Consider the following 14023-nt stretch of genomic DNA (forward strand, 5'->3'; position numbering starts at 1 on the left):
CTCTTTGCATTGGTTGCGCGGAGTGGTTCGCACCTGCGAGCAGGTGGGCCCCCGCTGGCGAGGGGCCCCGGGCGCGCGAAGCGCGGTTGGGGGAGCCAGTAGGGGACAAATCCTGTTACCCCGACCTCCGAAGACTCAGGAGACTCAGGAGACTCAGGCGAAGTCGGCGTCGGGTCCGCTGGTGTAGCTGAAGTCGATGCGGGGCCGCCAGCCGCGGTTGAGGGTCCCGCCGCTCTCGTCGAGGTAGCAGGCGCCGCACAGCGACTCGTAGACGACCTCGGCGCCGTCCTCGATGGCGACCTGGTTGCCGTCGAACACGAAGTCGCCGTTGATGGTGCGCGCGTTGAAGACGGCCTTGCGTCCGCACCGGCAGATGGTCTTCAGCTCTTCGAGCGAGTGCGCCACTTCGAGCAGCCGGCGGCTTCCGGGGAAGGCGACGGTCTGGAAGTCGGTGCGGATGCCGTAGGCGAGCACCGGGACATCCTGCTGGATGGCGATCCGCAGCAGGTCATCCACCTGCTGCTCGTCGAGGAACTGGGCTTCGTCGACGAGCAGGCAGCTCAGATCCTGTCCGCTCTCCCGCACCAGCCGGGCGCGCTCGGAGACGAACAGCGCCGCAAGGTCGGCGCTGGGGCCGATGGTGAAGTCGACGGGCCGCGCGACACCCAGCCGCGAGACGATCGAGTTCTCGCCTTTGGAGTCGATGGCGGGCTTGGCCAGCAGCACCCGCTGGCCGCGCTCCTCGTAGTTGTAGGCCGCCTGCAGGAGCGCCGTGCTCTTGCCGCTGTTCATCGCGCCGTAGCGGAAGTAGAGCTTCGCCACCTACTCCTCCTCCAGAATGCCGTCTTCCGTCGCGCGACGGATGAGCTCGATCTTCTTGCTGGCCGGCCGGCCCACCTTGGCGTACTTCTCGCGCACGCGGCGCAGGTAGGTCTTGGCGGTCTCGTACTGCACGTTCATCTCGCGCCCGACCTCGATGGTCGAGAGGCCGCTGCAGTACAGCTTGAGCGCCTGCGTCTCGCCGGGGCTGAGCTTCGGACGGTTCGCCCGCTGCAGGGCGTCCTGGTGCCACTCGGCGGCGATGCCGGGTTCGGAGCCGGCGAGGGCGCGCACGGCGTCGGCGAGCTGCTCGCGCGTGACGATGTCGGCGGCGCCGGCGGCCTTCCAGCGCTCGGCGAAGGCGCCCTCGAGGTCGCGGGTGACGGCGATCACGCGGGCGCTGGCGGCGCGGCTGGCGCGCACCCGCGCTTCGACCGACGGGGTCGCGCTGTCGTCGTCGGCGTCGAAGACGACGGCCTGGGTGGGGAAGGCCTCGTGGGAGACGGTCTCCATCCAGGTGCCGACCGAGACGGCGACGGATTCGGCGAGGCCGGCCAGCTGAAGCCCCTGCTCCAGTTCGGCACGCACCCGCTCATCCGCGGCGACGATGCCCACGCTCGGGACGCGCGAAAGACGAGCGGAGTCGGTCGTCGTCGGCTGAGCCTCGCCTGGTGTCACCTTTTCAGCATAGAGGCCGACGCCGGGCGCGTGCGCCCGCGGGGGCCGCCAGCGGCGGGCGGGTGAGGCGCGAGCACGGCAGTCTGCGACTCAGCGGCCGGTGCCCGCGTGCACGACCGCGTTGACCTCGCCGTCGAGACCGAAGGCGTTGTGGACGATGCGCATGGCGTCGGCGAGCGTGTCGGCGCGCGTGACGACCGAGATGCGGATCTCCGAGGTCGAGATCATCTCGATGTTGATGCCCGCATCCGACAGCGACGTGAACAGCTGCGCCGAGACTCCGGCGCTGGTGCGCATGCCCGCACCGACGACGGAGAGCTTGCCGATCTGGTCGTCGTACTGCAGTGACTCGAAGCCGGCACCCTCCTGCGCCACGCGCAGCGCGGTGAGCACCTTCTCGCCTTCCGCCTTCGGCAGCGTGAACGAGATGTCGGTGACGCCGGTGGCGGCCGCCGAGACGTTCTGCACGATCATGTCGATGTTGGCGCCGGTCTGCGCCACGATCGTGAAGATCTCGGCCGCCTTGCCGGGCACGTCGGGCACGCCGACGACGGTGATCTTCGCCTCGCTCAGATCGCCCGCGACTCCCGTGATGATGGGCTCTTCCATCGTCTCTCCTCTATTGCCGTTGACGACCCAGGTGCCCTCGTTGTTGTTGAACGACGAGCGCACGTGCAGCGTGACACCGTGGCGCCGCGCGTACTCGACCGCGCGAATGTACAGGACCTTCGCCCCCGCGGCCGCCAGTTCGAGCATCTCCTCGCTCGTGACGTGCTCGATCTTGTGCGCCTTCGGCACGACCCGCGGGTCGGCCGTGAAGACGCCGTCGACGTCGGTGTAGATCTCGCAGACATCCGCCTTGAGCGCCGCCGCCAGCGCCACCGCGGTGGTGTCGGATCCGCCGCGACCCAGCGTCGTGATGTCGCGGCTGTCGCGGTTGAAGCCCTGGAAGCCCGCGACGATCGCGATCGCGCCGTCGTCGAGCGCCTCACGCACGCGGCCCGGGGTCACGTTGACGATGCGCGCCGAGCCGTGCCGCGAGTCGGTGATCATGCCGGCCTGGCTGCCCGTGTACGAGCGCGCCTCATAGCCCATGCTCTTGATCGCCATCGCGAGCAGCGCCATCGAGATGCGCTCCCCCGTGGTGAGCAGCATGTCGAGCTCGCGCGGCTCGGGGATCGGTGCGACCTCGTGCGCGAGGTCGATCAGCTCGTCGGTGGTGTCGCCCATCGCCGACACGGCGACGACGACCTCGTTGCCCGCCTTGCGGGTCTCGACGATGCGCTTGGCCACCCGCTTGATGCTCTCGGCGTCGGCGACGGACGAACCGCCGTACTTCTGGACGATGAGGCTCACGGGGTTTGGCTCCTGGATCGCGGGTGCAGACGCACAATTCTAGACGCCCGCGCCGCCGTGACTGAAACCGGCGGTGCGGCGTCGCGGTGAGCTAGTGCGGCGCGGCCGCTGTCAGCTCGAGCTTCGCCGCGGTCGACGTCAGCGTGCGCGCCGCCGCCTTCTCGTCGTCCGACAGCTTCGAGCCGAGGCTCGGGATCATCGACTGAAGACCCGGACGCCAGCCCTCGAAGCGCTCCGGGAAGCAGCGCTCCAGCAGCCCCAGCATGATCGGCACCGCCGTCGAGGCGCCGGGCGATGCGCCCAGCAGACCGGCGATCGAGCCGTCGCCGGCCGCCACCACCTCGGTGCCGAGCTGGATGACCGGGGTGCCGTTCGCATCCCGCTTCATGATCTGCACGCGCTGGCCGGCCGTGATCAGGCGCCAGTCGCCGCGCTTCGCGGTCGGGGCGAACTCCTGCAGCACGCGGTGCTTCGCCGCCCGCGAGGCGAGCAGCTCCCCCACCAGGTACTTGACGAGGTCGAGGTTGCGCAGCCCCGCGCCGACCATCGTGCCGAGGTTGTGCCAGCGGATCGAGCCGAACAGATCCCACCAGGTGCCGGTCTTCAGGAACTTGGGGGTGAATCCCGCGTACGGACCGAACAGGAGGCTCTTGCTGCCGTTGACCACACGGGTGTCGAGGTGCGGCACCGACATCGGCGGGGCCCCCACCGAGGCCTTGCCGTAGACCTTGCCGTGGTGTCGCTCCACCACGCTCGGCTCGTCGGTGCGCAGGAACTGGCCGCTGATCGGGAAGCCGCCGTAGCCCCGGATCTCGCGGATGCCCGAGCGCTCGCAGCAGCGTCAGCGCGCCGCCGCCCGCGCCGACGAACACGAACCGGGCGTTCAGCTCGAACGCCGTCAGGCCCACCTCGCGGCGGCCCCGGATGCGCCAGACGTCGCCCTTCTTCTTCAGCCCCGTCACGCGGTGGCTGAGTCGCAGGTCGGCGCCGCGCGCCCCCAGGTGATCGATCAGATCGTGGGTGAGGGCGCCGAAGTCGACGTCGGTGCCGGACGTGATGCGCGTCGCCGCGATCGGCTGCGACTTGGCGCGGCCCGGGATCAGCAGCGGGGCCCACTCGCGGATCGTGCGCGCATCCTCGGTGTACTCCAGCCCGGCGAAGAGCGGGTGATCTTTCAGCGCCTCGAAGCGCTTGCGCAGGTAGGCGACGTTGTCCTCACCCCAGACGAAGCTGAGGTGCGGCACCGAGTTGATGAAGCGCTCCGGCTCCGGGATGACACCCTGCTCGACCAGGAAGCTCCAGAACTGGCGCGATACCTGGAACTGCTCGTTGATGTCGATCGCCTTGCTCACATCGACCGTGCCGTCGGGGCGCTCGGGCGAGTAGTTCAGCTCGCACAGGGCCGCGTGGCCCGTGCCGGCGTTGTTCCACGCGTTCGAGCTCTCGAGCGCGACATCGCCGAGTCCCTCCAGAATCGTGATCGACCAGTCGGGTTCGAGTTCCGAGATGAGGGCACCGAGCGTCGCGCTCATGATGCCGCCACCGATGAGGGCAACGTCAACGGGTTCAGGCACGACATCCATCCTAGAACCCGGGGCCCCACGCCGCCGTCGGGGGCGGCCGCCGTTCCGTATTAAGATCCAGAGACCTTAACACCCACGACAACGCCCGCGCCGCGGCCTCGGAAGGACCCAGCCAGACTCGTGAGTTCGCAGTTCCGCGGCGACATTCAGGGCCTTCGTGCGCTCGCCGTCCTGCTCGTCGTGCTGTATCACAGTGGCGTCCAGGTGCTCAGCGGCGGCTACGTGGGCGTCGACGTCTTCTTCGTCATCTCCGGATTCCTGATCACCTCCCACATCTGGTCGGAGATCGCGCGCACCGGCCGGCTCGGCTTCGCCGCCTTCTACGCGCGGCGCGCCCGCCGCATCCTGCCGGCCTCGTTCGCGGTGCTCGCGCTGTCGCTGATCGCGGCGGCGATCTGGGTTCCGCCGCTCCAGCTCGAGTCGACCTTCACGGATGCGGTCGCCACCGCGCTGTACCTGCCCAACGTGGTGTTCGCCGTTCGCGGAACCGACTACCTTGCTGAGACCGCCCCGTCGGTGTTCCAGCACTTCTGGTCGCTCGGCATCGAGGAGCAGTTCTATCTGCTGTGGCCGCTGTTCCTCGTCGTCGCGCTCGCCCTCACCCGGAAGTCGCTGCGAGGGCTCACGATCGTCACCGCCCTCGCGGTCGCCGCCTCGTTCGCGCTGTCGGTCATGGCCACGCCCGTGTCGCAGCCGCTCGCCTTCTTCCTGCTGCCGACGCGCGCGTGGGAGCTCGGGGTCGGCGCCCTGCTGGCCCTCGTCACCGTGCGGCGACCGGAGTGGCTTCAGTCGAAGCTGGTCGGCGCCGCGGGGTGGCTCGGGCTGGCGGGCATCCTCGGCGCGAGCCTCGTGCTGACCTCCGAGTCGCTGTTCCCGGGCTGGCTCGCCGCGATCCCGGTCCTCGGCACCGCGCTCGTGATCGCCTCCGGCTTCGGAGATCACGGCGTCGGGCCCGCACGGCTGCTGTCGGTCCGGCCCGCCCTGTTCTTCGGCGCGATCTCGTACTCGCTCTACCTGGTGCACTGGCCGCTGCTCGTCATCCCGCAAGCCGGCGTCGGGCTCGAGCAGCCGCTGCCGCTGCGGGCCACGCTCGCCCTGGGCGCGCTCGCGGTGCCGCTCGCCTGGCTCAGCTACCGGTTCATCGAGACCCCCGGCCGCAGCGCCCGCTTCTTCGCCTCGGCACGGCCACGCCGGACCCTCACGGCGGCGCTCATCGCCTCGGCCGTCGTGGCCGGCGTGGGACTCGCCGGGGCACAGGTGGCGACGCCGGAACCCCCCGCAACGGCGAGATCGGTCGACGCCACCCCGGTCGGCACCCAGGTGGTGGGCACCGCCTTCGTCCCCGCCAACCTGACCCCGGATCTCGAGAACGCCAAGGCCGACAACCCGGCGATCTACCAGAACGGCTGTCACCGCAAGCGCAGCAACATCGACCCCTCGGGGTGCCTCGTCGGAACCGAGACGGACGCCCCGCTGGTCGTGCTCTTCGGCGACTCGCACGCGGCGCAGTGGTACCCGGCGCTCGCGGAACTTGCCGAAGAGGGCACGCTTCGGCTCGACTCGAACACGAAGAGCGACTGCCCGGCGGCGCAGTTCACGCTCCCCGACTACGAGAACTGCGACATCTGGCGTGACGCTGTCATCGCCCGACTCAATGACTCGCCCCCGGACATCGTGATCATCTCGAGCTACGGCGATCAGTACATGAGCGCAGCCGACGACCCGGAGTCGGAGTGGCGGGAGGCGGTGTCCGCCTTCCTCGACGCGCTGCCGAGCAGCTCGAGAACCGTCATCATCGCGGACACCCCGCACACCACCTCGACCCCCGCGATCTGCCTGTCGTCGAACCTCACCGACACGGCGCCGTGCGACTTGGTGCGCGCCGAGGCGGTGGATCTCACGACCCGCGACGCGGAGGCCGACCTCGGAGACGTCTGGATCGACTTCGTCGACTACTTCTGCGACGACACGATCTGCCCCGTGATCCAGGGCAACACGCTCGTGTTCCGCGACGCCCACCACATCAGCGCGACGTTCGCCCTCGAGATGACGGACGTGCTCCGCGAACGGATCTTCGCCGAGCCGTAGGCCCTCAGCCAGACGCGAGATGCGTCCGGACTGCCGTCTAGGCGGGCTGGGCCGCCATCACCTTCGCGGCCGCCAGCTCGGCCAGCTGCACCGCGTTCAGCGCGGCGCCCTTGCGCAGGTTGTCGTTCGAGATGAACAGCGCAAGCCCGCGGCCCTCCGGGGCTCCCTCGTCGGTGCGGATGCGGCCCACCAGGCTCGGGTCGGCACCGGCCGCGTCGAGCGGGGTCGGCACATCCATCAGCTGGACGCCCGGGGCGCCGTCGAGCAGCTCACGGGCGCGCTCGGGGCTGAGCGGGCGGGCGAACTCGGCGTTGATCGACAGCGAGTGACCGGTGAACACGGGCACGCGCACGCAGGTGCCGCTGACCCGCAGCTCCGGCAGCTCGAGGATCTTGCGGCTCTCGTTGCGCAGCTTCTTCTCTTCGTCGGTCTCGTTGAGGCCGTCGTTGACGATGCTGCCGGCGAGCGGCACCACGTTGAACGCGATGTTCTTGGGGAACTTGTTCGGCTCCGGCAGCTCCACGGCGCCGCCGTCGTGCACCAGGCCGATCGCGTCTTGCGCGACCGCGGCGGTCGCCTGCTCCAGCAGCTCCTCGCCGCCGGCCAGTCCCGCGCCGCTGACCGCCTGGTACGTGCTGACGGTCAGGCGCTCCAGGCCCGCCTCGGCATCCAGGACCTTCATCACCGGCATCGCGGCCATGGTGGTGCAGTTCGGGTTCGCGACGATGCCCTTCACGGCCTGATCCATGGCGTGCGGGTTCACCTCGCTCACCACGAGCGGAACCTCCGGGTCCATGCGCCAGGCGCTCGAGTTGTCGATGACGAGCACGCCCGCCTCCGCGAACCGCGGCGCCTGCACCCGGCTCATCGTGGCGCCGGCGCTGAAGATCGCGATGTCGAGGCCGCTCGGGTCGGCGACCGACGCATCCTCAACGGTGATCGGCTCCCCGCGGAAGTCGATCGTGGTGCCGGCGCTGCGGGCGCTGGCGAAGAAACGGATGCTGGCGATCGGAAAGTCGCGCTCGGCGAGAAGGCGACGCACGACGGCGCCGACCTGACCGGTGGCGCCGACAACGCCGAGGTGGACTCCTGCGGAAGTGCTCATAACGGACGATTCTACGGGCGCGCGGCGAGGAACTTCTCGATGAAGGCCGCGGTGTCCTCCCAGCCCTCCACGGCGACGCATTCGACGCCCATCGCCTTCACCGGATAGTCGTTGCCATCCGGGTCGAGGCGGTCGCCGACGAACAGCATGTCGTCGAGCGGAATGCCGGTCAGCTCGGCGAGCTTCGCCATGCCGTAGGCCTTGTCGATGCCGCGGCGCGTGATGTCGACGCTCGTCGACCCGCCCGAGCGCACCTCCAGCTCGGGCAGCCGCTCCTGCACGGCCGCGCGCAGCGCGTTCTTCTTCTCGCCGGACGGATCCCACGCCTTCTTGGCGTCGACCGGCGCGGCCTGACCGAGCGCCGAAAACGTGATCTGCGAACCGCGGTCCTCCAGGATCGGGCCCCAGGTCTCGCTCTCCCAGAAGCCGAGACGCTTCGCCTCCTGCTCCACGGCGGCGAGCGCTGCGGCCTTCTGCTCGTCGCTCAGGTTCTCGGCGTACTGGGCGACCCAGCCGCCCTTCTGGAACAGGAAGTACTGGGTGCCGCAGGTGGGCATCAGGTGCAGGCGGGCCAGGGCATCCGGGTGATCCAGCGGCAGGTTGTCGACCAGCTGCAGCTCGAACTGGGCGAAGTTGCCGCCCGAGATCACGCACACCTCGACCGCGCCGAGCAGCTCGACGATGAGCGTCGCCATGCGCGGGTCGAGCGGGGACTTCGACGCGGCGAGCGTGTCGTCCAGGTCGAAGGCGACGAGGCGCGCGGTGGCGGGAGTGGCTGTGGTCACGGGATCAGATTCTTGCACGCCGGTGTTTCGCGCCGGTCTCAGTTCTGGACGAAGCGGCGGCCCTCGAAGGCACGCCCGAGCGTCACCTCGTCGGCATACTCCAGGTCGCCGCCGACCGGCAGACCCGAGGCCAGACGCGAGACGCGCAGCCCCGGCTGCGCCTGCAGCAGGCGGCTGAGGTAGGTCGCGGTGGCCTCCCCCTCCAGGTTCGGGTCGGTCGCGATGATCACCTCGGTGACGGTGCCGTCGGCCAGGCGCGACAGCAGCTGCGCGATGCGCAGGTCGTCGGGGCCGATGCCGTCGATCGGGCTGATCGCGCCGCCGAGCACGTGGTACAGCCCGCGGAACTCGCGGGTGCGCTCGATCGCCACCACATCCTTCGCCTCCTCGACCACGCAGATCGAGGCGGGGCTGCGGCGCGGATCGCGGCAGACCGCGCAGGTGTCGAGCTCGGAGACGTTGCCGCAGATCGAGCAGAAGCGGATCTTCTCCCGGATGTCGGTGAGGATCTGCGCCAGCCGCTGCGTGTCGAAGCTCTCGGTCTGCACGATGTGGAACGCGATGCGCTGCGCCGACTTCGGGCCGATGCCGGGCAGGCGACCGAGCTCATCGATCAGGTCCTGGATGATTCCTTCGTACATGGCTAGCTCCCGGCCGGGTCAGCGGGGGCGGCGCCCGGGGCGGCACTCGGGGCAGCAGTCGGGGCACCGCCCTCTGCCGACGCGGAGGCCGGGGCGGGCGCCAGCGAGTGCTCGCCGATGAAGTTCGCGCCGAGCAGCTCGCGCACGACCGCCTCGCCGTAGCGCTCGCGCGGGGCGGCCGCGCGAGCGGAGGGGTGGGCGGGGGTGTCGGCGGGCTTGGCGGGCTGCGAAGCGGTGGGCTCCGCCGCGGGCTTGGCGGCGTCGGGTTTCGATACGCCGCTGGCGCGGCTGCTCAACCCGCTCGGGGCGGCGGGGTCGGGTTTCGATACGCCGCTGGCGCGGCTACTCAACCCGCTGGCGGGGGTGCTCGGGCCGCTGGGGGTCGGGGCGGCGGGGGCGGCGCCGGGGATCGAGACGACGTTCCAGCCGTCGGCGTCGTCGGGGCGCGGCGGTTCCGCTTCCGGGTCGGGGACGTCGTCGGGCTCGGGCACCGGCTCGGCGCTCGGTGCCGCCGCCTGCCGACTGGGACGTTTCTCCGGAGGTTTCGGCGCGGTGCGGGCCGCATCCGCCGTGTTTCCAGGGGCGGCCGGCGAATTCTCCGGAGAAGCGCTGCGCTGCGCGGCGGCCGGGGCGGTCGCCTCGACGCGCGGCAGGAACTTGACGCGCACGCCGAGCACCTGCTCGATCGCGACGCGCAGGTGGTCGCTGACGTTGTCGCCCGGCTTCTGCTTCGGGCGGAAGTCGTTCACGTCGTTGTCGCTGCGGAACGAGAGCGTCAGCACCTCGTCGGCGTACGCGCGCGGGGTCGCGGCGAACACCACGAGCCACGAGTTGCGCTTCGCCTTCTTGACCGCCTCGAGGATCTCGGGCCAGGCGTCCTTGATCTGCTGGAACGTGACCGGGCCGACGGGCGCCGGCTTCGCGGCGGCGGCAGGCGACTCAGTGGGTCGCTTCTCCGGAGTTCTCGGCTCCGCGGCAGCGGATGCCCCCGGAACCGCAGGAGCGGCCGGCGAAGCCTCCGGAGAAGCGGCACGCTCCGCGGGAGCGGCGGGCGCGGCAGCAGGAGCGGATGCGGCGGGAGCGGCAGCGGGCGCGGCGGCAGGCGCGGGAGCGGCAGCGCGAGCGGGAGTGGGAGCGGATGCGGCGGGCGCGGCAGCAGGAGCAGCAGCTGGCGCCGGCGCGGCGCCCTCGATGCCGATGCGGCGCTCGAGGCGCTCGACGCGGGCGAGCGCGCCGCGCTCGGCGTCGTCCATCGCGGGAACCAGCAGCCGGGCGGCGAGCAGCTCCAGGTGCAGGCGGGGCGAGGTCGCGCCCGACATCTCGCTGAGGGCCGCGTTCACCAGATCGGCGGCGCGCGACAGCTCGGCGGTGCCGAAGGCGGTGGCCTGCACGCGCATCCGCTCCACCTCGTCGGCGGGGATGCCGCGCAGCACAGCCGCGGCGCCCTCACCGGTGGCGGCCACGACGATCAGGTCGCGCAGGCGCTCCAGCAGGTCGTCCACGAAGCGGCGCGGATCCTGCCCGGTCTGGATGACCCGGTCGATCGCCGCGAACAGCGCCGGGGCGTCGCGGTCGCCGATCGCCTCCACCACCTCGTCGAGCAGGGCGGCGTGCGTGTAGCCGAGCAGCGCGACCGCGCGCTCGTAGTCGACCCGGTCGCCCTCGGAGCCGGCGATCAGCTGATCGAGCAGCGACAGCGTGTCGCGCACCGACCCGCCGCCGGCGCGCACGACGAGCGGCAGCACGCCCGCCTCGACCTCGACGCCCTCGGTCCCGCTCAGCTGCTGCACGTAGTCGAGCATCTGCGCGGGCGGCACGAGCCGGAACGGGTAGTGGTGGGTGCGGCTGCGAATCGTGCCGATCACCTTGTCGGGCTCGGTGGTGGCGAAGATGAACTTCACGTGCTCGGGCGGCTCTTCGACGATCTTCAGCAGCGCGTTGAAGCCCTGCGGCGTCACCATGTGCGCCTCGTCGAGGATGAAGATCTTGAAACGGTCGCGCGCGGGGGCGAAGGCGGCGCGCTCGCGCAGGTCGCGGGCGTCATCCACGCCGTTGTGCGAGGCGGCGTCGATCTCGACGACGTCGAGCGAGCCGGAGCCGTCGCGGCTGAGCTCCACGCACGAGGGGCACACGCCGCACGGGGTGTCGGTCGGCCCTTCGGCGCAGTTCAGGCAGCGGGCCAGGATGCGTGCGCTGGTCGTCTTGCCGCAGCCGCGCGGACCGCTGAACAGGTAGGCGTGATTCACCCGATCGGTGCGCAGCGCCGTCCGCAGCGGATCGGTCACCTGCGACTGACCGATGAGCTCGGCAAAGGTCTCGGGCCGGTAGCGGCGATACAGGGCGGTAACCACTCGCCCAGCGTAGTCGGCACCACCGCGACCGGGCGGGCTGAGTGCGGTTCCGCCTCCGACAGGCGGGTGGGATAGTATTGCCGCGGCTCCCCGCGTGGCGCCAACCAGGCCAACTCCCCCAGGGCGGAAACGCAGCAAGGGTAACCGGGCTCTGGCGGGTGCGCGGGGAGTCCTGCCAGGAGGATTCGCCTAGTGGCCTATGGCGCACGCTTGGAAAGCGTGTTGGGTGAAAGCCCTCGGGGGTTCGAATCCCCCATCCTCCGCTGTTGAACTACCACCACCACGAACTCCGCACCACATCACCTGTGCCGCTCGAAGGGGGGCGTGTGTCGAGCCACCGCGTCACGATCCGCCCCCGTCGCTCGCTGATGGTGACGGCCGTGCTGTCGTTCCTCGCCGCGATGCTGCCGATCTTCGGGGTGCTCTACTGGTTCGCCAGCACGCGCGACGCGATCGTGCCGGTGTGCGTGGTGCAGGCGATCGTGCTCGCCCTCGGCGCCGGCGTGCTGCTGCGCCAGCTTCAGGTGCGGGCGGTCGTCACCGACACCGAGCTGACCGGCAACGGCATCTTCTCGCCGACGATCCGCGTCGAGCTCGACGACATTGAAGACGTGCTGCTGGTCGAGACGCACGTCGGGCCGTCGCCCGACACCGTCACCCAGCTGATCGCCCGCGACATGGACGGGCACACCCTCTTCCGGATGCGCGGCAACTTCTGGCACGACCACGACCTCGAAGCGCTGGTCGCCGCGCTGCCGGTCTCGGTGACGCGCGTCGCCGGCCCGCTCAGCATGACCGAGTTCTTCGAGGAGTACCCCGGCAGCGTCTACTGGTTCGAGAACCGGCCGGGGCTGAAGGCCGCCGCGGCGGCCGCGGGCCTCATCGCGCTGGCCGGCGTGATCGCGCTCGTGACGAGCGTGCTCGGCTTCTCAATCCCCGGAATCTAGCGCGCCCGCTCAGCGCTTGCGCGTCGAGCCGAAGATCGTGTTGACCAGCACGCGCGCGACCTTGACGCCCGCGTTGACGGTCTGCTTCAGCCGGCGCTCGTCCCGCGCCGCCTGCTCGCGCGCCCGCTTCGCCTCGGCGCGCTCGGCCGCCTTGGCGCGCTTCTCCGCCTCGCGCTGCGCTTCCTTCATGCGCTTCTCGACGGCCTTCTGCTCGGCGACGAGCTGACGCTCCAGCGCGGCCGCCGTGGCCGTCGCCTCCGCCGCCTCGGCGCGCGCCTGCTCCGCCTCGGCCGCCTTCGTCGTCAGCTTCTCCCGCGCCGAGCTCGGGTCGATCGCGACCCCGTACTTCGCGGTGAGCGGCGAGGCGTCGACCGCCGCGGCGATCACCGCGGGGTCGGTGGGGCTCATCGAGCCCTGCGGCGCGCGCAGCCGCGTCCACGCGACCGGCGAGGGCGCGCCCTTCTCGTTCATCACCGTCACGATCGCCTCGCCGGTGGCGAGGTTCGTGAGCACCTCGTCGAGCTCGTAGCCCGAGTTCGGGTAGGTCGAGACCGTCGCCCGCAGCGCCTTCGCGTCGTCGGGCGTGTGCGCCCGCAGCTGGTGCTGGACGCGACTGCCCAGCTGGGCGAGCACATCCGAGGGCACGTCCTTCGGGGTCTGCGTGACGAAGAAGATGCCGACGCCCTTCGAGCGGATCAGGCGCACCACGCGCGTGACCTGGTCGAGGAAGTCCTTGGAGGCGTCCTTGAACAGCAGGTGCGCCTCGTCGAAGAAGAACACCAGCTTCGGCTGCGGCAGGTCGCCCACCTCGGGCAGGGTCGAGTACAGCTCGGCGAGCAGCCACATCAGGAACGTCGAGAACAGGGCCGGCTTGTCGTGCACGCTCGGCACCTCGAGCAGGCTGACGATGCCGCGCCCGTCGGGGTTGGTGCGCATGAACTCCGCCACGTCGATCTGCGGCTGGCCGAAGAACACGTCGGCGCCCTGATCGGCGAACATGATCAGCTCGCGCAGGATCACGCCCGCGGTCGCCTTCGACAGTCCGCCAAGCTCGGCCAGCTCGGCCTTGCCCTCGGCGCTGACCAGGTGGCTCACCACGGCGCGCAGGTCGGCGAGGTCGACGAGCGGCAGCTCGGCCTTCTTGGCGTAGTGGAAGACGAGGCCAAGGCTCGATTCCTGCGTGCTGTTCAGGCCCAGCACCTTGCTCAGCAGCAGCGGTCCGAAGCTGTCGATGCTCGCCCGGATCGGCACCCCCGAGCCGAGCCCGCCGAGGGAGAAGAACTCGGTCGGGCTGGCCGCCGGCTGCCAGGCCTGCCCGATGCTCTCGGTGCGCTCCAGCAGCTTCTCGCTCGAGGTGCCCTCGCTCGCGATGCCCGACAGGTCGCCCTTGATGTCGGCGGCGAAGACCGGCACGCCGGCCGCCGACAGCTGCTCGGCGAGCACCTGCAGCGTCTTCGTCTTTCCGGTTCCCGTCGCCCCCGCGACGAGGCCGTGACGGTTCGTCATCGCGATCGGGATGCGCACCGGCACCTCCGCGAGCGCCTCCCCGTTGACGAGGGCGCCCATCTCCAGCGCGGGCGCCTCGAAGGCGTACCCGGCGCGAATGGTCTCGACCGCGGCGGCGTCGAGCGGCCCGACGTTCTTCGGAGCGTTCATGGCGGTCAGCCTAG

10 protein-coding genes, 1 tRNA gene, 1 other RNA gene and 1 pseudogene are annotated in these 14023 nt (G+C 70.7%); 4 read left to right on the top strand and 9 right to left on the bottom strand.

Going from position 1 to position 14023, the window contains the following annotated elements; translation table 11 throughout:
• Positions 1-153: 153 nt before the first annotated feature.
• From AC0L6Y_RS09840 to AC0L6Y_RS09855, 4 genes and pseudogenes are all read right to left on the bottom strand, one after another.
• Positions 154-822 carry a thymidine kinase gene (locus AC0L6Y_RS09840; protein WP_473551622.1) on the bottom strand — a complete coding sequence of 223 codons (669 nt, stop codon included), beginning with the start codon at positions 820-822 and terminating at the stop codon, positions 154-156.
• Positions 823-1497: a helix-turn-helix transcriptional regulator gene (locus tag AC0L6Y_RS09845; protein WP_473551625.1), complete on the bottom strand. Its 675-nt coding sequence runs from the start codon at positions 1495-1497 to the stop codon at positions 823-825.
• Positions 1498-1587: 90 nt separating this feature from the next.
• A complete protein-coding gene (locus AC0L6Y_RS09850; RefSeq protein WP_473551628.1) occupies positions 1588-2853 on the bottom strand; it encodes an aspartate kinase in 1266 nt (421 codons plus the stop codon).
• A gap of 91 nt (positions 2854-2944) precedes the next feature.
• Positions 2945-4436: pseudogene (locus tag AC0L6Y_RS09855) on the bottom strand (malate:quinone oxidoreductase).
• A gap of 120 nt (positions 4437-4556) precedes the next feature.
• Here AC0L6Y_RS09855 and AC0L6Y_RS09860 point away from each other — a divergent pair.
• Positions 4557-6524, top strand: coding sequence for an acyltransferase family protein (locus AC0L6Y_RS09860; protein ID WP_473551632.1), 1968 nt, complete (start codon positions 4557-4559; stop codon positions 6522-6524).
• 37 nt (positions 6525-6561) lie between these two features.
• Here the strand turns inward: AC0L6Y_RS09860 and AC0L6Y_RS09865 are convergent, their stop codons facing one another.
• The 4 genes from AC0L6Y_RS09865 to AC0L6Y_RS09880 are packed head-to-tail and all read right to left on the bottom strand — an operon-like array spanning position 6562 to position 11406.
• On the bottom strand, positions 6562-7629 hold the full coding sequence (locus tag AC0L6Y_RS09865) for an aspartate-semialdehyde dehydrogenase (RefSeq protein WP_473551634.1): 1068 nt from the start codon (positions 7627-7629) through the stop codon (positions 6562-6564).
• Positions 7630-7640: 11 nt separating this feature from the next.
• Positions 7641-8414 (bottom strand): HAD-IIB family hydrolase, encoded by a 774-nt coding sequence (locus tag AC0L6Y_RS09870; protein WP_473551637.1) that lies wholly within the window; start codon positions 8412-8414, stop codon positions 7641-7643.
• A 38-nt stretch (positions 8415-8452) separates the two neighbouring features.
• On the bottom strand, positions 8453-9055 hold the full coding sequence (recR, locus tag AC0L6Y_RS09875; protein WP_473551641.1) for a recombination mediator RecR: 603 nt from the start codon (positions 9053-9055) through the stop codon (positions 8453-8455).
• Positions 9056-9057: 2 nt separating this feature from the next.
• A complete protein-coding gene (locus AC0L6Y_RS09880) occupies positions 9058-11406 on the bottom strand; it encodes a DNA polymerase III subunit gamma and tau (RefSeq protein ID WP_473551644.1) in 2349 nt (782 codons plus the stop codon).
• Positions 11407-11487: 81 nt separating this feature from the next.
• Between AC0L6Y_RS09880 and ffs the strand changes: the two genes are divergently transcribed.
• The 3 genes from ffs to AC0L6Y_RS09895 all read left to right on the top strand — a co-directional run bounded on the left by ffs (position 11488) and on the right by AC0L6Y_RS09895 (position 12353).
• Positions 11488-11584: signal recognition particle sRNA small type (ffs, locus tag AC0L6Y_RS09885), an RNA gene on the top strand.
• A tRNA-Ser gene (locus AC0L6Y_RS09890) sits at positions 11585-11669 on the top strand.
• A gap of 63 nt (positions 11670-11732) precedes the next feature.
• Positions 11733-12353 carry a hypothetical protein gene (locus tag AC0L6Y_RS09895; protein WP_473551648.1) on the top strand — a complete coding sequence of 207 codons (621 nt, stop codon included), beginning with the start codon at positions 11733-11735 and terminating at the stop codon, positions 12351-12353.
• 9 nt (positions 12354-12362) lie between these two features.
• Here AC0L6Y_RS09895 and AC0L6Y_RS09900 read toward each other — a convergent pair whose 3' ends face one another.
• Positions 12363-14009: a helicase HerA-like domain-containing protein gene (locus tag AC0L6Y_RS09900; protein WP_473551650.1), complete on the bottom strand. Its 1647-nt coding sequence runs from the start codon at positions 14007-14009 to the stop codon at positions 12363-12365.
• Between the last annotated feature and the right edge of the window lie 14 nt (positions 14010-14023).

This window comes from Pseudolysinimonas sp. 10J20-29 (assembly GCF_055809595.1).